Source organism: Ferruginibacter sp. (assembly GCF_031391665.1).
GTDB lineage: Bacteria > Bacteroidota > Bacteroidia > Chitinophagales > Chitinophagaceae > Ferruginibacter.
This window is the reverse complement of record NZ_JANMUN010000004.1, coordinates 1-25,355: the sequence shown is the minus strand read 5'-3', so window position 1 is coordinate 25,355 and position 25,355 is coordinate 1. Positions and strand designations below refer to the sequence as shown.

The window sequence follows — 25,355 nt, the reverse complement described above, 5'->3', positions numbered from 1 at the left end:
GCTGCTTTTAAAGCCGTTTATCCTTCGTTTTTGAAGATCTTTTATTAGTTAAACCCTGTTTTTTGGCCTTTTAGAACTACTCCCCAACAACAGCACCGGCAGCAAAATTAAATTGGTTAGCGTACCTACCAACAGCGTTAACGAAGTAAGCCAACCCAAAGCTTTAGTACCTCCAAACCCGCTAAAGCAAAAAATTATAAACCCTGCAATTAAAACCAGGGAGGTGTAAACTATACTTAACCCGGTATTTTTTATGGTGGCGCTTACAGTAGCGGTAACATCATTATTATAAGTGGGTAATTCCTGTTTATAGTTTACTAAAAACCTAATGGTGATGTCAATTGCAATACCGAGTGCCACGCTAAAAACCAATACTGTAGATGGCTTTAACGCAATGCCCACCCAGCCCATTACACCTGCAGTAATTACCAGCGGAATTAAATTGGGTATTAATGAGCATAATAAAATACGTGCCGATTTAAAAAGATACAGCATGCAAAAAGCTATTAATAGAAATGCCCAGAAAATACTTTCTTTTAATCCGTTTACAATAAACTTACTGCCCTCTAAAAAAGTAGAGCTTGAGCCGGTTACCGTTATATTATAGATTGTTTTTCCAGTGTCTTTAATTTCAATACTGTCGGTATTATTTAAAATTCTGTTGGCATTTAATGTAATTGAATCTACCACCGGGCCAAGTTCTTTTGTGCCCACATCTGCCATGCTCATGCTAATGCGTAAAAACTGCTCGGTAGAGTCAATAAATGAACCCACCAATTTTATGGATGCTGAATCGCCTGCTGTCATTTCTTTACTCTCCCGCCTTACATTAATCTGCCTTAATTTATCATGAAGGTCTTTTAATGGATTTCCAAATGCAGGTAAAGTATAGGTAGAATCGCCGCTACCTTCGCTTACAGCCTGGTAAGTAAATTTTATACCATCAACTACCGAAAGAGGCTTGGCAATATTTTTTTGCTTTGCTAAAAATGAATCCTGGAAAAAAGCAATTTTATTAATATCAACAGTAGATTTTAAAATGCCTTTTGGCTTTTTTGTGTCCAGCACAATTTCCAGTGGCATTACACCTTTAAAGTTGGTTTCAAAAAATTTAAGATCGGTATAAATTTTATCTGTTTTAGGTAAATCATCTACAATAAATGCCACACTTTTTAATTTAAAAATTCCGGCAACAGAAAAAATTAAAATGGCTGCTGTTACACCGTAAACAATTTTTTTATGGTGCATTACCCATTTTTCTATGCTTAATAAAAAAGAAGTAAGCCAGCGGTTGGTTAGATATTTTGTTTGCGATGCGTTGGGTGCAGGTAAATAACTGAGTGCTGCCGGTAATAAGATAAACGAGATAAAAAATATCATCATGATGCTTATGCCTGCCACTACCCCAAACTCTTTTAAAATAGCACTTTTGGTTAAAGCAAAAACAGCAAAGCCAATGGCAGCAGTAATGTTACAAAATAAAGTTACCACTCCCATTTTGCTTACCATATCCAACAGGGCTTTTTCTTTAAACCCCTGGAGGGTTGTACTTGATAACTGAAACGGACTTAAAGAACCCTCCAGGGGTTTTGTACCCGCTTGAAGTTTTAGCCAGGAAGTGTGGTATTTATTAATAAAATAAATGCAATTGGGAATGCCGATAACCACTACTAACGGTGGAATTAATGCTGTGAGTAAACTTATTTTGTAGCCGCACAATTGCAATACACCTAAACTCCAGACTACACCTAACAATACTACAAGCAGAGAAAGTAAAGTAGTACTCACTGATCTGAAAAATAACAATAAAATTAATGCACTTAAAACCAACGAGCCTATTAAAAAAAAGCTCATTTCTTTTTTTATCCTGTCACCTACAACTGTTCTTATTAGTGGCAGGCCGCTTAAATGCGTTTCTATTTTTGTTGATGCTTCAAATTCATTTACTGCATGTGTAATATCATCTACAATTTTTGTACGCTTTGCAGAGTTGAGTGCTTCTTTGTTAATTCTTACGGCCATTGCATAAGCCTGCTCATCGGGGTTGTATAATTTATATTTATAAAAAGAAAGGTTGAGAAATTTATTTTTAGCAGTATCCAACGATCCGCTTTCAATAATTTCATCTGAAAATATTTTTACAGGTACCAGTTTTTCTGTTGCTGAATCTTTTTGCAAAGTGATGGCTGCAGGTATGCTTAACACATCTTCTACATACTCCACATTTTTTAATTGTTTATGCAGCTGGTAATATTTTTTAAAAACCGCAGGATTAAAAAAAATGTCCGTTTTAATGCCCATTACCAAAACATTACCATCATCGCCAAACCTTTGCTGAAAAGCTTTATAATCTAAATATTTGGGGTTATCAACCGGAATGGCTTTTGCAAATTCGTAACCCAATTTTACTTTGCTGGCATAAAAGCCCATTACGCCAGATATTGCAAACAATACAATTAAAAGAATCAATCTGTTTTTAATTACAAAATTTCCTAAACGTTGCCACATAAATATTTTAGATTTACGATTTCGGATTTATGATTTATGATTTGCAAAGAACGTTAATTTGAATTGGATCGCATTAACTATTGCTACAGTAATGTTCGTTATTTTTGAAAAGACATAGCAATTGTCAGAGTACAAAACTCCCCTTTAGGGGCTGGGGGCATCATGACACACAAAACAAAAGGCATAGTATTACGAGCCATAAAATATGGCGAAACCAGTTTGGTGGTAACCATTTTTACCGAATTATTTGGTGTGCAAACCTATATGGTAAATGGAGTACGCAGTGCTAAAAAGGGTGCTGCAAAAGCCAATTATTTTCAGCCGGCAGCGGTGCTGGATTTAATAGTTTACCACAGCGAAAACAAACCCATGCACCGCATTAAAGAATTTAGCTGGGCTTTTTTATTTGATACCGTTTTAACTGATGTTATTAAAAACAGCATTGCCTCTTTTATGGTGGAGCTGTTGCAAAAATGTTTAAAGCAACCCGAAGCCAATGCCGATCTTTTTAATTTTTGTGAAGAAGCACTGACGGAATTAGATAAAAGCAGTAAAAAAGTGGGCGCCAATTTTCCTTTATTTTTTGCTTTGCACCTGGCCCATTTTTTTGGTTTTAGAATTGCAGATAATTACACTGCTGCAGATACTTTTTTAGATTTGCAGGAAGGTATTTTTATCAATCATCAGCCTGCACATCCGTATTTTATTGAGGGAGAAAGTGCCCGGCTTACATCGCAATTGCTTAAAGTAATGCAGCCTTACGAACTGGAAAGTTTTAGTTTAAACCACGAGATACGAAGGAAATTGTTGTTAAGTTACCAAAGTTATTATGCGTTGCATATTTCGGATTTTGGGCAAATGAAAACACTGATGGTGTTGCATGAGGTGCTGTAATACGTTGGCAACAGATTACACAGATTTACACGGATAAATACATTTGCATTCTTACAAAACCCTTTTTAAAGTTGAGGTTTTATCGACTTGCAGGTTTTCTATCCCCTCAATTAAAACAACACCCGGTTTTTTATTTTTTTCAAAACTGCCCAATACATTTTCCATTTGTAAAGCTTTGGCGCCATTAATTGTAGCCCATTGCAGCATGGTTTCTAATTTAATGTCAGAGAAATTTTTGTGGAGTGTTTTTATTTCTTCTAAAATATTTAATTGATGATTTGATGCAAGACTATCGGTGCCTATAACAATATTGCAGTCTTTTTCCATAAGCATATTTACATTGGGTAATGAGTTGGTGATATAGAGGTTGGCATTGGGGCAAAGGCAGAAAAAAATAGTTGATAGTTGATGGTTGATGGTTGCTTGTCCCGATTTTTTCGGGGATAGTTTTATAAATTCAATATCTTCTTTTTTTGTTGTAACATTATGAACTAAGATAGTGGATTGATTTTTATTAAGGTGAGGATACCAGCTTTGCAAACTGCTTTTTCCTGTTGGTGTAAAGAATGAAATATCAATGCCCATTTTTTGATAGAGGCGTAAAAAATCTCCGGTTTTATTTTTTATAAAGTCTTCTTCGGCTTCAGTTTCCTGATTGTGGATGGTTAGTATATTATTTGCAGTTGCGCTATTAATTAACTCAAACAATTTAGGGGAAACTGAGTATGGTGCATGTGGGCTTAATGTTGAACATTGAATGTTGAACATTGAATGTTGAACATTTTTTTCTTCTGATTGGTATTCTGACAAAATTGCTTTTGCTCTTTCAAACCTTTCATGTGCAGTTGCAGGCACAAAGCCACTTACTTCAATAAAATTATGATACAACAGCCGCTGTTTTTTCTTTTGCATAATGGTTAAGGTGTTATTACAAATATCTCCCACTGCAACAATACCGTTTTGCAACATTTCATTTTCTGCAGTTTCAATGGCAGCTAAAATTTGTTCTTCGGCAAAATGCCTTTCGGTAATAATTTTAAAAACAAAATCCACTAATCCTGTTTTCTCAGGTATCAATCCTTTTAAATGCGAAAGCTCTAAATGGCAATGGGCATTTACAAAACCGGGGCAAAGCAGGCCGTCAAAAAATTCAATATCATCACCAGCATCTTTTAAAGCAATAATTTCTTTTACAACCCCGCTGGCATTGGTAATTAAAACATTGCCTTGCGGCAACATGGCTTGTCCGGTAAAAATATTATGGGCCGAAAATTTTCTGTACAAAATGATTGGTTGATAAATTGTAAATTTGCCGTCCCGATAAGAATCGGGAAAAGCTAATTGCAAAACATAATTAAAGTTCAGCAAAGTTATGTGGTTGAAGAGTGCGACGCCAATGAAGTTTAATAGAATTGCAAAAGCCCGGTACAAAAAACAATAAAAACATAATAAATTTTCCCTACGGGGCACAGGCGTATGTTAGATAAATTAGATGCTATAAAAGGAAGGTTCGACAATTTAGGCGTTTCGCTTACCAATCCGGAGATTGTGAGCGACAATAAAAAATTTACTGCCATTAGTAAAGAATACCGCAGCCTTGAAAAAATTGTAAATGGCCGTAACGAATACGTGAAAGTTTTGGATGACATTGAATTTAATAAAGAAGTATTAAACAGCGACGATACCGAAATGCGTGAGCTGGCCAAGCAGGAACTGCCGGCTTTGGAAGAAAAGAAAATACAACTGGAAGTTTCTTTAAGGCAAATGCTGATACCCAAAGATCCATTTGATGAAAAAAATGCGATACTGGAAATTCGTGCCGGTACGGGTGGTGATGAAGCTTCGCTTTTTGCCGGTGATCTTTTAAGAATGTATTTAAAATATTTTGAGAAGAAGGGCTGGAAAACGGCTTTGCTTAGCGAAAGTGAAGGTACTGTTGGTGGCTATAAAGAAGTACAAATAGAAGTGGTGGGTGATGATGTGTACGGCACCCTGAAATTTGAAAGTGGTGTACACCGTGTACAGCGTGTGCCTAACACCGAAAGCCAGGGCCGTGTGCATACCAGTGCAGTAACGGTGGCCATAATGCCCGAGGCAGAAGAAGTAGATTTTGAGTTGAAAGAAAGCGACGTAAAAATGGAAACTGCCCGAAGCGGTGGTGCCGGCGGCCAAAATGTAAACAAAGTAGAAACTAAGGTTTTTTTAACCCACAAGCCTACAGGTATTGTGGTAATGTGCCAAACAGACCGGAGCCAGTTGGGTAATAAATTAAAGGCCATGGAAATGTTGCGTACAAAGCTTTATGATGAAGAAGTAAGAAAAGCGGAAGAAGCTATTTCGCACTTACGCAAAAGTTTGGTAAGCACCGGCGACAGGAGTGCTAAAATACGCACCTACAATTTTCCGCAGGGCCGTGTTACCGACCACAGAATTGGGCTTACAGTTTATAATTTAGACAGTGTTCTAAATGGCGAAATTCAGGAGTTTTTAGAGGCGCTGCAGTTTGCCGAAAATTCAGAAAAATTGGTTGCACAGAATTAATATTTAAGGTTGCAACTATTTTACAAATTCAGCTATCTTCATTCTGGAAAATTTTTCCATTAACCATTAAAACATCATTTATGTTAGAAGAATTATTTAACCTGGTAAAAGGATCGGCTAACGACACTGTTATCAATAACCCCGATGTACCCAACGAGCAAAATAATGAAGTAATTGCCGAGGCAACCAATACTGTAGCATCGGGCTTGCGCAATATGGTAGCAGGTGGGGGGTTGCAAAATATATTGTCTTTATTCGGCGGCAATAAAGGCCAGCAGGATGGTAAAAGCCTTTTAAGTAACCCAATTGTAAATATGATGGTGGGGCATTTTGCAGGTAAGCTTATGAGTAAGTTTAATTTAGGCGGCAACCAGGCTAACAATGTAGCCAGCGGCTTAATACCAAACGTACTAAGCAATCTTATTAATAATACTAACGACCCTAATAACAGCAGTTTTACTATTGATAAATTATTAAACTCTATTACCGGTGGCCAAAGTACACAGGTGGCAGAGCAGCAGCAGGCTGGCGGCAACAGTGGATTTAACTTTCAGGATTTGATTGGCAAATTTACCGGCGGACAGCAAGGCGGCGGTGGTGGGTTAATGGATATTGTATCTAAACTTGCAGGTGGTGCCCAAAGCCAGCAGCAGCAAAATGGCGGCGGTGGACTTATGGATCTAATAAAAGGCTTTATAAAATAAAAGCAAAGATTAAGATATTGTTAAAGCGTCCTGAAAACAGGACGTTTTTTATTTAAATTAAACCTATTAAATAACTTTATGTCGTATATTACAATAGCAACGGTTAACAGTAATGGTTATAAAGTTGCCGGGAATAAAAATAAATAGTTCTTTTTTGCGTTATCAGGTTGAATATTCAAGAGGAGAAAAGTTATTAAGTTATTCTTAACAATGAGGCAGTTACTTTTGGCATCTGATTTGCGTATCTATATACAGAACACACAACAACAAAAAATTTAAAATTTTCTCATAAGCAGTTAGTTTTGGTAAACGGCCCCTGTATCTACAGGGGCTTCTCTTTTGTACCTATTTAAAGCTGCTCTTCTCTACACTATTATGGAAATTACTGCCGCAAATTGAGGCGCTGTGAGGAATAAAATCCGCAACTGTATTCTTTTATTTACGACAAGTATTATTAATTACTATTACCATTTTACTTTACTTAAATAAAAATTAGTGCTTTACCTTTGCCTTCCAAATTATATAAGTGGCTACAGCAACATCAGAAAGAAAAAATTTTTTTAAGCGCCTTACCAACAAAGGCCAGCAGGAAGAACAAACCGAGATGACCTTTATGGATCATCTGGAAGCGTTGCGCTGGCATTTGATGCGTTCGGTAATTGTATGGCTGGTTGCTGCTATTGTAATTTTTGTTTTTATAGATTGGGTGTATGATAATATTATTCTGGCACCCAGCAGCGAAAAATTTGTTACTTATGGTGCATTGTGCAGTTTTGGCCATTGGTTAGGTATTGGCGATGGCCTGTGTATGCCTCCGGTAAAAATCGATTTTTTGGTTACCCAGGTTAATGGCACATTTACTTCTGCAATTAGTATTGCCATGATTGGTGCAGTTATAATTGCTTTCCCTTATATTTTTTATGAACTTTGGCTATTTGTAAAACCAGCTCTTTCGCCAAAAGAAAAAAAATATGCAAGAGGAAGTATTTTTTGGGTGTCGCTTTGTTTTTTTGCAGGTGCCGCTTTTGGCTATTATCTTTTAGCGCCATTTACTTTTAATTTTTTAGCTTCATTTACATTAGGTAAATCCGGGGCAATTTTATACAAACCCACCATTAACGATTATATAGACAGCCTTACCAATTTAATTTTAGGTTGCGGTATTGCTTTTGAATTGCCCATTCTTGCTTATGTTATGGCAAAAATTGGTTTTATTACTGCAGGATTTTTAAAAAAATATTCAAAATATGCCTTTGTAATCATCTTACTTATAGCTGCTATTATTACACCCTCACCCGATATTACCAGCCAGGTAATTGTAGCGCTTCCCTTATTACTACTCTACTGGATAAGTGTGTTGCTTGTTGCAAGAGTCGACCGTCAAAAAGCTAAAGAAGAGAAAGAGTGGAGCTAAGGGATTAATGGATAATTTTTAAATGGATAATGAATAATCGGGTGCTATTCAACCGGTATTATTTTTACTGCTGTAAGTAATTAATAAGCCTTAATTTTACAAAGGCATTATCCATTATTTCATTATCAATTATCCATTAAATTATGTCTCCTTTTAATTTAAAACTCCCCGTTGCTATAGGATGCGATCATGCAGGATTTGATTGCAAAGAAGACCTGATTTCATTTTTAGAAGGAGAAGGTGTTGCTTTTAAAGATTATGGTACTTACACTAAAGACTCAGTTGATTATCCTGATTTTGCTCACCCGGTATCAAGCGCTGTTGAAAAAGGCGAAGCAGCATTTGGTATTTTACTATGTGGCAGTGCCAATGGTGTTGCAATAACTGCAAACAAACACCAGGGTGTAAGAGCGGCTATTTGCTGGGGAGAAGAGCTGGCAGAACTGGCACGTAAACATAATGATGCCAACATCATTTGCATACCTGCCCGTTTTGTACGTGATGGCGATGCTGAAAAAATGCTGGACACTTTTATGAATACTGCTTTTGAAGGTGGAAGACATGCTAACAGGGTAAGTAAAATTTCCTGCTAAAACTGCCTGCACATGCGTTATAGCTTTCAAAGCATGAGGCAGCATAATTTAAAATCTATCTTTATCAGCAGTTTGTACCAATTGCTCTGGCCACTTGCCTTACTTGTTCTCATTCAATATATTTTTCCCGAAAGTAAATTTGCCAAAGACAAATGGCACCTGTACACTTTTTTAATTGTAGAAGTTTTTAATTTATTTGTAATTCTTACCGAAGATTCCATTAATGAAATCGTTTTAGACCAATCAAAAAAAAGAATTGAAATACTGTATTACAATATTTTTCAGGGCAATATGGAAGAAAAATATTTATTTTCGGATATTAACTTAAATATTGAAACTGGTTATAAAGAAGTTGATGTAAAGCAAATTACTTTTTACATAAAAAAAAGAGCAGATATAGTACTTAAAAGAAGTAAAGATGATTTTAGCAGCGGGGATATGCAAAGCCTGAAAGAAATACTTTACGCCATTACACAGCCTAAAAAATAACCACTTATCATTTTATTAATTTTTGCTTTTGCAGTTATTGTACTTTTAAAAAAATATTTTTTATGAAGAAATTGTTTTTATTTTCTCTATTGTTTTTTTGTTTTTCAATTGCTTTTACTCAAACAGGTGATCCATCAAAGTATGCAGCAGTAATTAATGTAGAAAATCTTAAAAAGCATTTAACCATAATTGCCGGCGATGAGTTTGAAGGAAGAGAAACCGGTACCGAAGGTCAGCGAAAAGCCGCTGCATATATAGAAGAACAGTTTAAAAAGATGGGTTTAAAATCGGCAGAAGCATTAAAAGGTTACCAGCAATATTATCCTTTATACCAGGATAGTTTAGTAAACACCGATTTAAGAGTTGATAAAACAACTGCTGTTTTTGGTAAAGATTTTATCAGCCCGATGAACACCAATGAAACAGGAAAGTTTAAAGGGAAGAAAATAATTTTTGTTGGCTATGGTATTGATAACGAAAAATACAGCGATTACACAGGGCTTGATGTAAAAGGAAAAATTGTAGTGTTCTTTTTGGGTGAACCAAAAAATGCAGCCGGCAACTATATTATTAGCGGCACCAAACGCAGCGGCGAATGGACTTTTCCCGGTATCAGTAAAAAATTAGCAGCTGCATCAGCAAAAGGAGCAACAGGTGCGTTGGTAATAAATCCCAATCAGGATGTATTTAATCAGCGTACAGTTGATGCCGGTAAAAAAACCGGCGTGTATTATCCAAGAAGTGTGGAGGGCAAAATGGTGAATTATGCTTTGCTTTCGCATGCCTTTGCAAAAAATATTATTGGTAATAATTTTGATACCATTTTAAAACTTACCAAAGCCGCACAGATAATAGATAAGCAATGGGCCATGGAAAAAAAAGTAAAAGCATCTTTTGCTTTTAATAAATACCGCAACACCATAAATGCAAGTAATGTAGTGGGCATAGTGGAAGGCACCGATAAAAAAGATGAGTATGTATTTTTAACTGCTCATTACGATCATTTGGGCAAACGTGATGGAAAAATTTATTACGGGGCCGATGATGATGGCAGCGGAACATGCGGTGTAATTGCAATGGCCGAAGCTTTTGCAAAAGCTGCAGCCGAAGGCAACAGGCCAAGAAGAACCATGGTTTTTATGACGGTTAGTGGCGAAGAAAAGGGACTTTGGGGAAGTGAGTATTACAGCGATCATCCATTTTTTCCTTTGGATAAAACAACTGTGGATTTAAATATTGATATGGTGGGCCGTATTGATACCGAAAGAAAAACTGCCGACACTATGAATTATGTTTATGTAATTGGCCACGATAAATTAAGCAGTGATTTGCCCATTATAAATGAAGCTGCCAATAATAAATTTACCAACCTGGTTTTAGATTATAAGTTTGATGACCCTAATGACCAGAACAGGATTTATTTCCGCAGCGATCATTATAATTTTGCCCGTAAAGGTGTACCCATTTTATTTTTTTACGACGGCATGTTAAAAGCAGATTATCATAAACCAACTGATACCGTTGATAAAATTACCTGGGATCTGTATGAGAAAAGAGTGCGTATGATTTTTTATACCGCCTGGGAAATGGCCAACCGGGATGCTATGTTAAAAAGAGATACACCCTTAAATATGGGAACAAGATAAAACTAAACCGCCGGCATAAAAAACTGGCGGTTTTTTTCTTGATTGAGTCGCCCCAAAAGGTTGACTCAATCAAGAAAATTTTGTACCCCTGCACTTTTATTACTGCCGGATATGTTTCTTATATTTAATTGCAAAACAAATGTAGATGGACATTAAGAAAGATGCCGCCGAAGATTCAATTGTTGATTTCATTGAGGATGATGAATACTATCAAATAAAAAAAGATAAACAGCAAATTGAAAATGCAACCTGGGGTATTTATATTTTTGCAATTGTTTCTTTACTGTTCTATGTTGTTTTTCTTTTAATAAACAATGCTGATTTTAACTGGCTATTCTTTGCAATTAATATTATTCTTATAGCGGTTTATTTTTGTTTGGCGGCCTTTAGCAATTATAAACCTTACACTGCTTTTATTGCTACTATTTGTTTTTTAGTCATTATTTTTTTTACTGGATGCTTTTTTTACATCGCAACTGAATATAAGAGGAACGGTTATAAAAATTATTTTGACAGTATATATTTCTATGCGGCTGCAGCCTGCAAAAAGGGTGCAGCTTTATGAGAACAAGAAGTAATTATAAATTGCTGCAGCTTTATTTCCCAAACATCTTTTGCATACTTACAAAAAGCCTGTCCACATTAAAATAAATGGCTTCAATATTAGCATCATTCTTTTCTAATTTCATTTTATCCATCGAGCCAAATTTGTTGTTTATTAAAGTTTGGCCTCCGCCAAATTTATAGCCTAAAAGAGAAATCATATCATACTCCTGATCTACACTAATTACATATATAGCAGTAGAATCTGTAAAACCATTTCCCGTTGACATTATTGCTTTTGCAACACCAAGCAGTTTTTTATAGTAAAGATCCGCCTGCTCTTTATCACCTTTTTTATCCAGTGCATTGGTAAGGGTATTTAAATCTCTCAGGTTAAAAGGAAACTCTGCTAAAATCTTTTTCTCCAGTTCAATTATTTTTTCTGTATTTTTTTCGCTTATATTTTTTCGTAACTCATCATTTAAAGCAGATTTACCATAAGGCGAATACCCATCCTTAAAACTAAATCCATAATACAGGTAACGGTATTCTTCTGTTGTTAATGCAGTATCATTATTGGTGTAGCGCTCTATTAGCTTAGTATAAAAAAAGGGAGAATCTTTGTCTTTAATTGTTTTTTCAATTTCGGCAAAATTTGGCTTATTAAATGTTTTTATATCGGTTTGGCTAAACCCTTTGAGTACAAACATAACTGCCAGTGCATTAAGCAATATCTTTTTAAGCATAATTGTTTTTTTTATTAGACACATTTATTTTTCAATTTACATAAAATAAATGCTACTTTTAAAATACATGTATACTTTAATTTACTTTATACTTTGGTAGCATTAATAAACGTTTTCATTTAAAACCATTAATATGGAATCAAATCAGGATAAACCGGAAGAGCAAATTCAGCAAGATCAAATTGCAGAATATCATGCCGATATACGCCAGATTGAACTGGAAGGATATGAGTTGGGTGTAAAAAAAGCAAGGAATGCATTGTTTTGGACTGCGGCTCTTTTAGTGATGTGGCAAGTTGTAGCCATTGCAAGACAGGAAGGTGATTTTGAAACAGAAACACTTTTATATTTAGCTCCTTTTATTATTGGCTTTATAATATTAGCTGTATGGACAAAACATAAACCTTATACAGCCATTGTAATTGGGCTTTGCCTTTTTATTGCTCACTGGGCATTGGTAGTTGTTACTAATGTTATGTATGGCGATCAAATAAATATCCTTAAATCTTTATTTGGTGGTATAATTGTGCGGATAATTATTTTGGTAAATCTTATTCGTCCACTAAAAGATGCTAAACAATTGCAATTAGCAAAAGAAGTGAAAACATTATAAGCTTATGAAAATGATTTTAGATTGCCGGTTATAATTTTTCGTATTCAATTATTAACTCACCTTTTTTCCCTTTGCGATTTTCTAATTCGCCGGTAAGTATTAAATGATCGTTTTTAAACGACACAATGAATTTATCCGCCTTATCTCCATTTTGAATAGTTAGTAAATTACTGGATGCATTAAATATATAGGTTCCTTTTTTATTAGTGTTTTTTCTTTTATTTGTTTCAATATAACCGCCTGATGGTAAAAACTCCTGTTCTGTATCTTTCATTTTTTTCAGCATCAATTCAGCCATAAACTGCATTAATTCTTTAGATGCTGCCGGGTCTTTATCATCTTTAACAATAACATCAAGGCTATCCGATAAAAATACAGTATCGGCTTTTATATCAGCGGTTATTATTTTATCCATAGTAAAATAAACTGGCTTCCATTTACCTGTAATTTTTTGCTGCGCAAAAGCAAATGAATTTAAAAATAAGCCTGCAATTATTAATATACTTTTCATAAAATAAAAATTAAAAAATTACCAACCCAATATCCATGCAAAAATTAATGGCGCCACAATGGTAGCATCACTTTCCACAATAAATTTTGGTGTGGCAATATCTAATTTGCCCCATGTAATTTTTTCATTGGGTACAGCGCCACTATAAGAGCCGTAAGAAGTTGTGGAATCAGAAATTTGACAGAAGTAACTCCAGAATGGAACATCATGCCACTCTAAATCCTGGTACATCATCGGTACCACACAAATGGGAAAATCGCCTGCAATACCGCCACCTATTTGAAAAAAGCCCACACCTTTTCCGCCACTATTATTCCTGTACCAATCGGCAAGCCATACCATATATTCAATACCACTTTTCATTGTGGTGGCTTTCATTTCATTCTTAATAATATAACTGGCAAAAATATTTCCCATGGTGCTGTCTTCCCAACCGGGTACAACAATTGGAATATTTTTTTTTGCAGCAGCCAGCATCCAGCTATTATTTGGGTCAATTTCGTAATACTGTTCCAGCACACCGCTCAGCAGCATTTTATACATATACTCGTGCGGAAAATATCTTTCGCCTTTGTCATCTGCATCTTTCCAAATTTTATGAATATGCTGCTGCAATCTTCTAAAAGCTTCTTCCTCGGGTATACAGGTATCGGTTACACGATTGTAATGGTTTTCTAAAAGATCCCATTCTTCCTGCGGAGATAAATCTCTGTAATTCGGTACCCTTTTATAATGGCTGTGTGCCACCAAATTCATAATATCTTCTTCTAAATTAGCCCCGGTACAACTAATGATGGACACTTTATCCTGGCGTATCATTTCTGCAAGGCTCAAGCCTAATTCTGCAGTGCTCATTGCACCTGCAAGTGTAATCATCATTTTTCCACCCTCATCTAAATGGGTTACATAACCTTTGGCAGCATCCATTAAAGCGGCCGCATTAAAATGGCGGTAATGATGTTCTATAAAATTTGAAACCGGACCTTTGTTCATAATTAATAATTAAGGGTGCAAATGTAATTTTTTTTACCAAGATAGGGCTTGATTTTCCAGCACCGGGTGAAATTCATTTTCAAAAGTAAAAGTAAAAATGATATTATCTTAAAATTCATCTTTCTGCAATCTTTGTATCTTTAAGTATTATTTAATTACAGCCAGAGGTAATTAAATACCCCAAAAGAAATTACAAGATGGAAAATAACACCTGGTGGCATGCCGTATATACTAAACCCAGATGGGAAAAAAAGGTAGCTGCATTGCTTGAAGCAAAAGGCATTGAATATTACTGCCCGTTAAATAAAGTGGTAAAGCAATGGAGCGACAGAAAAAAAACTGTGCTGGAACCTTTGTTTAAATCTTACGTTTTTATTCATGTTCCTGATGAAAAGAAATGGGAGGTATTAAATATTAATGGCATTATAAATTATGTAACCTGGTTGGGCAAGCCTGCAAAAATTAAAGAAAGCGAAATTGCCACCATACGCAAGTTTTTAAAAGAGTTTTCATCAGTTCAAGTAGTAGAAGGGCCGCTGGAAATAAATTCCAGGGTAAAAGTAAAACAGGGAGCACTGATGAATTACCACGGTATTTTACTGCAAATATCCGGCAACCGTGCCAGTGTTAAAATAGAAAGTATGGGTTTACAGTTAACTACCCTTATTGATAAAAAAAATCTGGAGATTGTAGGTTCCGAAACTGCGTAACCGCATCTTTGTAATAAGAATATACTTTTGTTTTATTTTTAGATTGTTACTTTTGTTTGCAATACCTGTAAAAAATCATGTTCAGTTTTTTTAAGAAAAAAAAATCTTCGGCTAATGTACCAGGTAACTTACCTTTTACAACGGATATACATTCGCACATTTTACCGGGCATAGACGATGGCTCAACCGATGTTGAAACTTCTCTGCAATTAATTCAGGGGTTGTACAATTTAGGCATACGCAAATCTATTGCCACGCCGCATATTATTGGTGATATGTACCGCAATTCACCTCAAACAATTGCAACTGCTTTGGAAAAAACCAAAATTGCCTGCAGCAATGCCGGTATCAATATGGAATTATCTGCGGCTGCAGAATATATGCTGGATGATTATTTTTTAGAATTGCTGCAAAAGAATGAACCACTCCTTACGCTTCATAAAAATATTTTACTTACCGAAATTTCTTATACCTCTACACCAGAAAATCTTCCGGAAATTACTTCTGGTATAATTGAAAAAGGTTACCTCCCAATTCTGGCACATCCTGAACGCTACCATTATTTTCAGCAAAATTTTGATGAGTATTATAAACTTAAAGAGATGGGATTTGTTTTACAAATAAATCTTTTATCCGTAACCGGCTATTACGGCAAAAGGGCTGCAAAAGCAGCAATGTTTATTGTAGAAAAAAACCTGGCCCCTCTTGTTGGTACCGATTTGCATCATCACAATCATTTAGCTGCAATAAGAAATGAAAAAAACAGGGCTATTTTTGAAAGTTATATTGGTAATAAAGTTTTTAATGATTTAGACAGTTTAGTTATTACACTATAATTTCATTTCCCAAAAATGCTTACTACCTAATTTTTTGGCAGGTTTGCATTAGTTAATTGCATAACAACTACAGGAGATTTTTATTTTTTTTCAGGAAACCTCTATCTTCGTCTTACTTCTTTTTTGCACCTTTAAAAAAATCTTTAAGCAGAAAATTTTTACAATGAAATTATTTTTTACCTCTTTGCTTTTTTTATTTTTCTGCAATGCCTTTGCAACCACATTTTATATTAACCCAAATGGAAATGATGAAACCGGAAATGGCAGTATCAATAACCCATGGAAAACATTATTTAAAGCAACGGCAACAGTTAAAAACCCAGGTGATATTATTCATGTAACAGCCGGTACTTATACCGAGATCATCAGGTCTCATCTTGCAGTTGGTGTAAGTATTGAAGGAGAGGGAGCAACATCAATAATTCAATCTACACTTACAGAAACCTTTGTTGCAATAATAATTGCCCGGTCCGATGAAGGCGTTGACGGCAATCAACATATAAGCAACATCAAATTAGACGGCAATAAACAAACTACATCCTGGGCTATTGAAATAAGAGGAAGAAAAAACGTAAGCATACACGATTGTACCATTGTTGATTTTGAGGAGTCGGGTGTAATTTGGGGAGGAAGAAATGATAATGAAGGTGAGCCTCCGGCTATATACGCAACCGGTAATACTTTTTACAATAACACACTCACTAATTGCGCTAAATACACTGATTTTGGCAGGGGCTGTTTAACTGTTGGCGGGCAGGAGGGAATGTTGATTTATAACAACGTCATTTCGCAAACGGGAAGAAAAAAGGGCACGAACGGATGGCCAATAAAATATTGCAATGATGGTTTTTTAAAGGGTTTAAAAATATATAATAATAAAATTACTAAGCAGGCTTATGATGGCACCGGCTGGGATTTTGCACTGGAGTTATTCAATGTATCCGGGTTAGAAATTTATGGCAACACCATTATTGGGTCTGTTGATTTAAACCATCAGAAAAAAGGAAATTATCCTTACAGCATTTACATTCACGATAATATTATTGGCCCGTTAACCATGCAGTCAAAATTAGAAAATGGCATTGTACTGGAGTATGATGTGGAGACTGGCATAATTGAAAAAAATCAATTTAGAAACCTGGGTGTTATTATATATTTTACACCAAGGGCTGGCACTATAATCAGCAACATCACCATTAAAGACAATGTGTGTAATAATATTGGCGTTGCCGATGGCAGCCATCGGGGTTTTGCTTTAAGATTTGTAAGTGTAGATAAAAACCAGTACCTAATTGAAAATTTTGTTATTGACAATAATAAATTTATAGCCAGCCCTGTACAAAAACCTTACTGGGGTTTAGCTTTTTTAGATGCTGCTAAAGCAAATAATATACATATTAAAAACAACACTATTAAGGGGTTTAGTGCAGCCGGTATCACTGCAGATCCTGCATCTTCAATAGATACCATTATTATTGAAAATAATATATTAACTGGTAATGGCTTTGCTAATAAGCCATCGTATTCACAAGGTTCACCAAAAAATAATATTTATAAAAACAACAAAGAGGCTGATGGTTCCGTATTTACAAAGGCCAACATAAAAATGAACATTGTAAGGCCATTTTATTATGGTTTAAAAAAAACCAGTATGCTGGAGTTTATTGCAGTATTTGCCGGCATAGCAGCTCTATGGTTTTGCCGTAAAGAAAATATTTATGTGTACCCAATGTTTTTAATTAATGCCCTTAGTTATTTATTTATAAGTTTTGATGAAGCCTTACCCGGTGAAGCAGCTGTATATTTTTATTTTATTGTATTAAGTATTTATGGGTGGGTGTTATGGAGCAAAAGGGACAAAAAGAAACATCGTATTGTACGTGTTACTGTATCAACAAAAAAAGAATGGCTTATGCAGCTGGCTTTTTTCGTATCTTTTTTTGTTGTTGTTTTCTTTGCTTTAATTTTTCTGAAAAATAGTTTTGGTCACGGGGTAATTCCCTGGGCGGATGCTCTTGCAATTGCTGCCGCTTTTACCGCCATGTGGTTAACGACACAGAAAAAAGTAGAAAGCTGGTACTGGTGGATAGCAACTTATACGCTGTCAATTCCATTATACTTTGTAAAACATCATCTTTTAAGCAGCGCTTATTATGGCATATTGCTAATTCTGGCAATTTTTGGCTTATACGAATGGAAAAAAAGAAGTTTAAGAAAGAGACGTGTTGGGCCTATGGATAATGCAATAAAAAGTTGATTAATAACATTGGCTGTTTTAAATGCCTGAGCTATCATACTACAACACCGACTGATTTAATTTTTTCTCACAATTAAAATGAATAGCAAAATATTTTTATCATCGCTATACAATTTCTAAACCTTTCATTTTTTGCTTTAAATAATCAGAAATACGTAAGCTAATAGCAACAGCAGTATATGTAGGATTTACAGCGCCTCCTGTAGGAAAACAAGATGCGCCGGTAATGTACAAATTATTTACCCCATGTACCTGGCAGTTAATATCTACTACACCTTCTTTAGGATTATCACTCATTCTTGTAGTACCTATGTGGTGCCAGCCGCCGCTTATGTATTGTGGCATGGAGTCATCATTTTCGTCTAACAAAAAATCAGCCAGTTTTACACGCCCAATACCTGCCTCCCCTACTTGTTGCCCCAAAAGCTGGTTTATTTTTCTAACTGTTTTTTTATCAATAGGTAACATTTTCCAGTCTAAATTGGCACGTGGTACCCCCAGCGAATCTTTTTCATTGCTAAGAAAAACCCTTGATGATGGATTAGGAGCCTGTTCCATTGTTGTAATAAGGCCATAAGCTTTATAAAGATCAGAAGACATAAACTTACGCTGAAAGAAATTTCTTTTATCTAAAGTATAATATTTCTTGAGTGAATCAAGGCTTTTTCGTGGATCGTCGTTAGACCACATTTTAATAGAGGATATTTTATTTTTCGAAAACTCAAGTGGCATTAATGAAATTGTGCCATTCAGTACTTTTAATTCTTTTTGTTTGGTGGCTGATAACGCTAATTCAGCTCTTGGCTTTGCACCATCCATTTTATACAATTCATAAGGGTTTGAGTCTTTAAGCCATAATTCGCCTGATTTAAGTTGAGGGTGTTCCATAAAATACCTGCCAACAACATCATTTTGATTACCTAAACCCGCCGCTGCCTGCTTATTAGATGCTAATAGTAACCTTGCATTTTGAATGGAACAGCATGCCATCACAAAATATTTTGCTTTAACCGTATGTTGTTTACCTGCATAATTTTTTATAACCACTTCTTTAACCGCAGCTGTATTTTCTGTTGCTGTTATATCTACAACATTTGCGTATGTATAAAGATGAATGTTTTTTGCATTTGTAATCGTTTCCTTATATTTTGTTCCAAACCTTGTTGGTGGGCTAAATTGCCACATTTTACTCCATATTACTTTTTCGTCCAACGGAAGATGTAAAAAAGATGGTTTTTCTTTTTGCCAGTATTTTAAATCCCATTCATATGGGCCAAGGTCAAGAATTGGATGAACCCTTGGATAAAAAGATGCTATTTCCTGCAGACTTACTGGCCACCCGCTATGTTCAACCCAATCTCTTTTTTCAAAATCTATTTCGTCAAAATTGGAGCACATGCCACCCCAGTGGCCGGTACTGCCGCCAAAGTAGTGGAGCCTGCTGGATTTCATTGGATAATAAGGCTGACCAGTTATTTCCCCATTGTAAAGTTCCTGCACTTTATCATCATATTCAAACCCGCCACCTTCAAGCAAAATTACTTTATACGGGCTGTTGGCCCATTCCAATGCAATGCTTATCCCGGTTGCTCCGGCACCTATTATACAAATATCTCCCTCAATTATTGATTTATCATCAATTAATCTTGCATCAATATGCATGTAAATGTTTAATTTATTTTAGTGAAAAAAGTGCACACTGCCGTGCCTCTGTTATAGTAATAATCCAACCTTTTAAAATAATTGTTTTATTATCTGCAAATTCTTCATGAATTTTTTTAGATACATGTTCTTTAACATTATGCCATTCAGAAGCATCTATTTTCAACCCTTTATTATCTGTTAAAATTAAATCAACCAATTTTTTCTTTTCATTCTCTTCAGGTACCTGCAACTTGTAAGCTGCACCAATGTCGTTTAATATTTTCTCATCGCAAAAATTTAATAAAAATTCTGGTGTTATTAAAGGGTTGGTTTGGTTTTTTTGTTTACCGATATAATAAGCTACAGGCAATCCAACTGTTATTATTGATGCGGCAGTAATAAAGATTCTTCTTTTCATAAAATTTTTAAAGTACACAAAAAATAAAACACTTAATTGAAACGTCAAATCAGCTTCATTTATTATTTTGTTTTGTAATAAAGATAATGCTGCAGGTATAAAAAATAAATTTATCGGGTTGGGTAATCTTACTTACCAGTGCAATGTTAAGAGCTTTAAGCAAGTTTTTTATCTTTTAAAATAAATAAAAATATTTTTAAAATCCCCATAATTTTTATTATATATAATAATAAAAAATAAAAATAAAACTCATGTGTTGTAAGTCTATAAATTACATATATTAATAATAATAGATTTTGTTTTTAACCTATTTTTCATCATGTTAAAATATATTAACATTTTATAAACATCACATTAAAATAAAAAAATAGCACAGTATTTGCACAACGGAATCAAATTCAAATATTCTAAACTTAGGTAATTGTATGCCCCCAACAATTTTTATTAACAATAAAATGGACTCCATTTTCGTTAAGCAAGTGGTATCCGCCACTAAGAATCCAATAACAAAATCCTATAATCTTATGAAAATTTTTCTTCTGCTTATATCTATTTGTATAAGTATAATTACAAACGCAACCACCTATTTTATTAGCCCTTCGGGTAATGATGCTACAGGTAACGGTACAGCCGCCAACCCGTGGAGAACGTTATTAAAAGCAACTGCCACAGTTACAAACCCCGGCGATATTATTCATGTAAACGCAGGAACATATATTGAAACAGCAACCTGTTACTTACGTGTTGGCGTTAGTATAGAAGGCGACGGTGTTACTTCAATTATTAAAAGCACTGTTACTGCACAATGGCAGGAGATGATTAACCTGGTGTCACCAGAGGGTACAAATGGCAATCAGCATATAAGTAATATAAAAGTGGATGGTACAATGACTGCACAACGTGGAATATGGGTAGGTGGCAGAAGCAATGTGAGTGTTAATAACTGTACAATTGTAGATGTATTTGAAAGCGGATTAATTTTTAGTGGCAGAAATAATGGAAACCCGTTACCACCAACAATATATGCTACTGGCAATACAGTATATAATAATACTATAAATAATTGTGCATCATATAACGGCAACGGAAGTGGTTGCTTAATGTTTGGTGGCCAGATTGGAATGTTGATTCATGACAATACTATTACTCAAACCCAGAGACCAAGCGGACAAAACGGCTGGCCAATTAAATACACTAACGAAGGATGGACCCGAGGCTGTAAAATTTATAATAATATACTTACAAAAAGACCGTACCAAAATGATGGCTGGAGTTTTTGTTTAGAGATATTTGAAACACAGGGAATGGAAATTTATGGTAACACTATACAGGGCAGTTTAGATTTTAACTACCAGGGCAACAGGGGTACTTATCCATATGTTGTTTGGATACATGATAATATTATTAGCCAACCAGTAAAAAATACCTATAATGAAGAAGGGATAATTTTTGAATACAGTGTAGATGGTGCTATTATAGAAAACAACACTTTCAATAACATTAATCAGGGAATAGTCTTTTATCCAAGAACAGGCACTATACTAAAGGATATGGTCATTCGTAAGAATTTATTTTCTAATATGGGTACTAACTCTGAAGGATATATGTTTGGGGGGTTTAACGGTGCTTTAGGCAGTTGGCAAATAAATAACTGTGAAATATATAATAATACTTTTCATGCTACTGGCCTGCCTTATGTTGCCTTAAATATTTCCGGAATAGGTGCTGCAGATTTGGTAAACGGGCTTAAAGTAAAAAACAATATTTTACAAGGCAGTTCTTTGGCAGCCATGCTAACCAACGACCGATCTAAGTTTATCAATTGTCAATTTCAATACAACGATTTTTATTTAAACGGCGATGATGTTAATTTAATCCCCACATGGGCATCTACAGGTCTAAATTTTCCTGCCAGTACCATTGTTTCAAATAATTTAGCCACTGTTAATCCTTTATACGTTGGCGGTGGTAATTTTACTTTACAGGCTGCAAGCCCCTTAATTAATGCAGGCGTAAATGTAGGATTAGCATTTAACGGATCTGCACCTGATATAGGATATGCAGAATATACAGGTGTTACCAATGCACCCCCTACTGCTAATGCAGGTGCAGATCAAATAATTTCTTTACCCACCAGCACCACTAACGTTACTGGTACAGGCACCGATACCGATGGAACTGTTACTGCATATTTATGGACGAAAATTTCAGGGCCTGTTGGCCCGGTAATTACAACTCCAACTTCGGCATCTACTGCCATTACAGGATTTGTAGCAGCAGGAACGTATCAATTTGAATTAAGGGTTACTGACAATAATGGTGCTTTTGGAAGGGATACAATGCAGGTTACAGTTAACCCCGACCCCAACATTGCGCCGACAGCTGATGCAGGGCCCGATCAAAGTATCAGTTTCCCTACAACTTTAGTTTCTGTTGCAGGTTCAGGTAGTGATCCTGATGGAACAATTTCATCTTTTTTATGGACAAAAATTTCAGGGCCGGCTGGGGGGGTGATATCAAATCCAAGTTCTGCATTAACTGATATTACCGGCTTTGTTTTGTCAGGCATTTACAGATACGAATTAAGAGTTACAGATAATAATGGCGCAATTGGAAGGGACACCATTCAAATTACCCTAACCAATAGAGCACCAACAGCAAATGCGGGAGCCGACCAAACCATTACTTTACCGGTTAATACAACTAATCTTTCCGGTTCAGGTAACGACCCCGATGGAACTGTTGCCAGTTTTTTATGGACAAAAGTTTCAGGGCCGGCAGGTGGTGCTATTGCTAATCCAGCTTTAGCTTCAACAAGTGTTAGCGGATTATTACAAGGTATTTACAGATATGAATTAAGAGTTACTGATAACAGTGGGGCTATTGGAAGAGATACAATGCAGATTACGGTTAATCCCGATCCTAATATTGCACCAACTGCTAATGCAGGTGCTGACCAAACCATTACTTTACCGGTTAATACAGCTAATCTTTCCGGTTCAGGTAACGACCCCGATGGAACTGTTGCCAGTTTTTTATGGACAAAAGTTTCAGGACCGGCAGGTGGTACTATTGCTAATCCGGCTTTAGCTTCAACAAGTGTTAGCGGATTACTACAGGGTATTTACAGATACGAATTAAGGGTTACTGATAACAGCGGAGCTATAGGTAGAGATACTATGCAGATAACGGTTAACCCAGATCCTAACATTGCTCCTACTGCAAATGCAGGCACTGATCAAACCATTACTTTGCCTGTTAATACAGCCAATCTTTCCGGCTCGGGTAACGATCCTGATGGAACTATTGCCAGTTATTTATGGACAAAAATTTCAGGACCGGCAGGTGGCCCTATTGCTAATCCGGCTTTAGCTTCAACAAGTGTTAGCGGATTACTACAAGGTATTTACAGATACGAATTAAGAGTTACTGATAACAGCGGAGCTGTTGGAAGAGATACTATGCAGATAACTGTTAACCCAGCTCCAAATATTGCACCCACTGCCAATGCAGGACCTGATCAAACAATTACTTTGCCTGTTAATACAGCCAATCTTTCCGGATCGGGTAACGATCCTGATGGAACTATTGCCAGTTATTTATGGACTAAAGTTTCAGGCCCGGCAGGTGGTGCTATTGCTAATCCGGCTTTACCTTCAACAAGTGTTAGCGGATTAATACAAGGTATTTACAGATATGAATTAAGAGTTACTGATAACAGTGGGGCTATTGGAAGAGATACAATGCAGATTACGGTTAATCCTGCTGCTAACATTGCACCAACTGCTAATGCAGGTGCTGATCAAACAATTACTTTGCCTGTTAATACAGCCAATCTTTCTGGTTCAGGCAACGACCCCGATGGAACTATTGCCAGTTATTTATGGACAAAAGTTTCAGGACCGGCAGGTGGTGCTATTGCTAATGCGGCTTCTGCTTCAACAAGCGTTAGCGGATTAATGCAAGGTATTTACAGATATGAATTAAGAGTTACTGATAACAGTGGCGCATTTGGAAGAGATACAATGCAAATAACGGTTAACCCAGCTCCAAATGTTGCCCCAACAGCAAATGCAGGTGCAGATATAAACATTACTTTACCGACAAATACGGTTAACTTTAATGGAACAGGTATCGACTCTGATGGTACTATTGCCACTTATACCTGGATTAAAATTGCCGGGCCAATTGGTGGCGGAGGAAACATAACCAATCCTAATGCTGCCAGCACTTCAGTTACAGCATTTATACAAGGCGTTTACAAATTTGAGTTAACCGTTACTGACAACAGCGGCGCAACAGGAAGAGATACAATACAGGTAGCAGTATTTGCTCCAAATGTGGCTCCTACAGCAAATGCTGGCCTTAATCAATCAATAACACTTCCCACAAATACGGTTACACTTAATGGAAGCGGTAATGATGTTGACGGAACTATTACGGCATACAGATGGATGAGAATTGCCGGGCCAGCTAATGGTACAATAACAAGTACTACGGCAGCAGTTACCAGCGTAACCGGATTAACTGCAGGTGTTTATTTATTTGAATTACAAGTTACAGACAATAGCGGCGCAACAGGAAGAGATACTGCACAGATAACCGTAAATGCAGCAAATATTCCACCAGTTGCAAATGCTGGCCCCGATCAATCTGTAACATTACCAACAAATTCAGTTACACTTAGTGGTAGCGGAACCGATGCAGATGGAACAGTTGTAGCATATTCCTGGAAGCAGCTATCTGGTCCGATAGATAAATTAACTTCTACCAATACAGCTATTAGTGTTTTAGACAATCTTTTAGAAGGTGTTTATACATTCGAACTTACTGTTACAGATAACAGAGGTGCTACCGATAAGGACAGTGTAACAGTTACTGTAGCTGCTGCGCTTGCTTTTGCATCTCAAAATAATATGAAAATCTTTCCTAATCCAGTTGTTAATATAACAACACTACAGGTTAATGCTGCTAATAATGTTTTTATGGTATTAGTAACAATTAACGATCAGCAGGGAAAAATGATTTACCAAAAACAGCTACCAGCAACTAATGGTAATATAAGAGAGAAAATAGACATGAGCAGGAGACGGAGTGAGCCTCCTCAGATGCGGATGGGGCTACGAAAACTGCTCCCTATCTGAAGATGCTCCTCGCAGTTACGTTTTACAATTTGTCAGCCAACCCATCGCCCTTTATAATAATTCTATCCCCTTGCCTAAACTTTTTGTGATATTTGTCGCTTTTGAAAAATGCCTTTACAGTATGCTGCTTAAGGTAGCATTAAGTTTACCA

The 25,355-nt window shown here is 36.0% G+C and carries 20 protein-coding genes; 13 read left to right on the top strand and 7 right to left on the bottom strand.

Annotated elements, in window-relative coordinates:
- Positions 1-48 precede the first annotated feature (48 nt).
- On the bottom strand, positions 49-2,508 hold the full coding sequence (locus tag ACY651_RS00355) for an efflux RND transporter permease subunit (protein ID WP_462248533.1): 2,460 nt from the start codon (positions 2,506-2,508) through the stop codon (positions 49-51).
- Positions 2,509-2,670: 162 nt separating this feature from the next.
- Between ACY651_RS00355 and recO the strand changes: the two genes are divergently transcribed.
- On the top strand, positions 2,671-3,402 hold the full coding sequence (recO, locus tag ACY651_RS00350) for a DNA repair protein RecO (RefSeq protein WP_462248531.1): 732 nt from the start codon (positions 2,671-2,673) through the stop codon (positions 3,400-3,402).
- Between the two features lie 51 nt (positions 3,403-3,453).
- On the opposite strand, the gene ACY651_RS00345 is transcribed toward recO, so the two are convergent.
- Positions 3,454-4,686, bottom strand: coding sequence for an amidohydrolase family protein (locus tag ACY651_RS00345; RefSeq protein WP_462248529.1), 1,233 nt, complete (start codon positions 4,684-4,686; stop codon positions 3,454-3,456).
- Between the two features lie 192 nt (positions 4,687-4,878).
- Here ACY651_RS00345 and prfA point away from each other — a divergent pair, with 192 nt between their 5' ends.
- From prfA to ACY651_RS00310, 7 genes are all read left to right on the top strand, one after another.
- A complete protein-coding gene (prfA, locus tag ACY651_RS00340) occupies positions 4,879-5,943 on the top strand; it encodes a peptide chain release factor 1 (RefSeq protein WP_462248527.1) in 1,065 nt (354 codons plus the stop codon).
- Between the two features lie 80 nt (positions 5,944-6,023).
- On the top strand, positions 6,024-6,647 hold the full coding sequence (locus ACY651_RS00335) for a hypothetical protein (protein ID WP_462248525.1): 624 nt from the start codon (positions 6,024-6,026) through the stop codon (positions 6,645-6,647).
- Between the two features lie 526 nt (positions 6,648-7,173).
- Positions 7,174-8,061 carry a twin-arginine translocase subunit TatC gene (tatC, locus tag ACY651_RS00330; protein WP_462248523.1) on the top strand — a complete coding sequence of 296 codons (888 nt, stop codon included), beginning with the start codon at positions 7,174-7,176 and terminating at the stop codon, positions 8,059-8,061.
- A 143-nt stretch (positions 8,062-8,204) separates the two neighbouring features.
- On the top strand, positions 8,205-8,654 hold the full coding sequence (gene rpiB / locus ACY651_RS00325) for a ribose 5-phosphate isomerase B (protein ID WP_462248521.1): 450 nt from the start codon (positions 8,205-8,207) through the stop codon (positions 8,652-8,654).
- Positions 8,655-8,666: 12 nt separating this feature from the next.
- Positions 8,667-9,143 carry a hypothetical protein gene (locus tag ACY651_RS00320; RefSeq protein ID WP_462248519.1) on the top strand — a complete coding sequence of 159 codons (477 nt, stop codon included), beginning with the start codon at positions 8,667-8,669 and terminating at the stop codon, positions 9,141-9,143.
- A gap of 62 nt (positions 9,144-9,205) precedes the next feature.
- On the top strand, positions 9,206-10,789 hold the full coding sequence (locus ACY651_RS00315) for a M28 family peptidase (protein WP_462248517.1): 1,584 nt from the start codon (positions 9,206-9,208) through the stop codon (positions 10,787-10,789).
- A 145-nt stretch (positions 10,790-10,934) separates the two neighbouring features.
- Positions 10,935-11,354: a hypothetical protein gene (locus tag ACY651_RS00310; RefSeq protein ID WP_462248515.1), complete on the top strand. Its 420-nt coding sequence runs from the start codon at positions 10,935-10,937 to the stop codon at positions 11,352-11,354.
- 31 nt (positions 11,355-11,385) lie between these two features.
- On the opposite strand, the gene ACY651_RS00305 is transcribed toward ACY651_RS00310, so the two are convergent.
- Positions 11,386-12,078 (bottom strand): DUF4919 domain-containing protein, encoded by a 693-nt coding sequence (locus tag ACY651_RS00305; protein ID WP_462248513.1) that lies wholly within the window; start codon positions 12,076-12,078, stop codon positions 11,386-11,388.
- Between the two features lie 133 nt (positions 12,079-12,211).
- On the opposite strand from ACY651_RS00305, the gene ACY651_RS00300 reads away from it, so the two are divergent.
- Positions 12,212-12,691, top strand: coding sequence for a hypothetical protein (locus tag ACY651_RS00300; protein WP_462248511.1), 480 nt, complete (start codon positions 12,212-12,214; stop codon positions 12,689-12,691).
- Positions 12,692-12,719: 28 nt separating this feature from the next.
- Here the strand turns inward: ACY651_RS00300 and ACY651_RS00295 are convergent, their stop codons facing one another.
- Both ACY651_RS00295 and ACY651_RS00290 read right to left on the bottom strand, forming a co-directional pair.
- Positions 12,720-13,202 (bottom strand): hypothetical protein, encoded by a 483-nt coding sequence (locus ACY651_RS00295; RefSeq protein ID WP_462248509.1) that lies wholly within the window; start codon positions 13,200-13,202, stop codon positions 12,720-12,722.
- 18 nt (positions 13,203-13,220) lie between these two features.
- Positions 13,221-14,195, bottom strand: a complete 975-nt coding sequence (locus tag ACY651_RS00290) for a deoxyhypusine synthase family protein (protein WP_462248507.1) — start codon at positions 14,193-14,195, stop codon at positions 13,221-13,223.
- A 197-nt stretch (positions 14,196-14,392) separates the two neighbouring features.
- On the opposite strand from ACY651_RS00290, the gene ACY651_RS00285 reads away from it, so the two are divergent.
- From ACY651_RS00285 to pnuC, 3 genes are all read left to right on the top strand, one after another.
- A complete protein-coding gene (locus ACY651_RS00285; RefSeq protein WP_462248505.1) occupies positions 14,393-14,905 on the top strand; it encodes a UpxY family transcription antiterminator in 513 nt (170 codons plus the stop codon).
- 77 nt (positions 14,906-14,982) lie between these two features.
- Entirely contained in the window at positions 14,983-15,741 is a 759-nt protein-coding gene (locus tag ACY651_RS00280) for a tyrosine-protein phosphatase (protein ID WP_462248503.1), read from the top strand.
- Between the two features lie 163 nt (positions 15,742-15,904).
- Positions 15,905-17,998 carry a nicotinamide riboside transporter PnuC gene (gene pnuC, locus ACY651_RS00275; RefSeq protein WP_462248501.1) on the top strand — a complete coding sequence of 698 codons (2,094 nt, stop codon included), beginning with the start codon at positions 15,905-15,907 and terminating at the stop codon, positions 17,996-17,998.
- Between the two features lie 105 nt (positions 17,999-18,103).
- Here pnuC and ACY651_RS00270 read toward each other — a convergent pair whose 3' ends face one another.
- Complete coding sequence (locus ACY651_RS00270; RefSeq protein ID WP_462248499.1) at positions 18,104-19,660, bottom strand: FAD-dependent oxidoreductase; 1,557 nt, start codon at positions 19,658-19,660, stop codon at positions 18,104-18,106.
- A gap of 13 nt (positions 19,661-19,673) precedes the next feature.
- Positions 19,674-20,060, bottom strand: a complete 387-nt coding sequence (locus tag ACY651_RS00265) for a hypothetical protein (RefSeq protein WP_462248497.1) — start codon at positions 20,058-20,060, stop codon at positions 19,674-19,676.
- A gap of 524 nt (positions 20,061-20,584) precedes the next feature.
- On the opposite strand from ACY651_RS00265, the gene ACY651_RS00260 reads away from it, so the two are divergent.
- The gene (locus ACY651_RS00260) at positions 20,585-25,204 is read left to right on the top strand and encodes a PKD domain-containing protein (protein WP_462248495.1); all 4,620 of its coding nucleotides are present in this window, start codon (positions 20,585-20,587) and stop codon (positions 25,202-25,204) included.
- Positions 25,205-25,355: the final 151 nt, after the last annotated feature.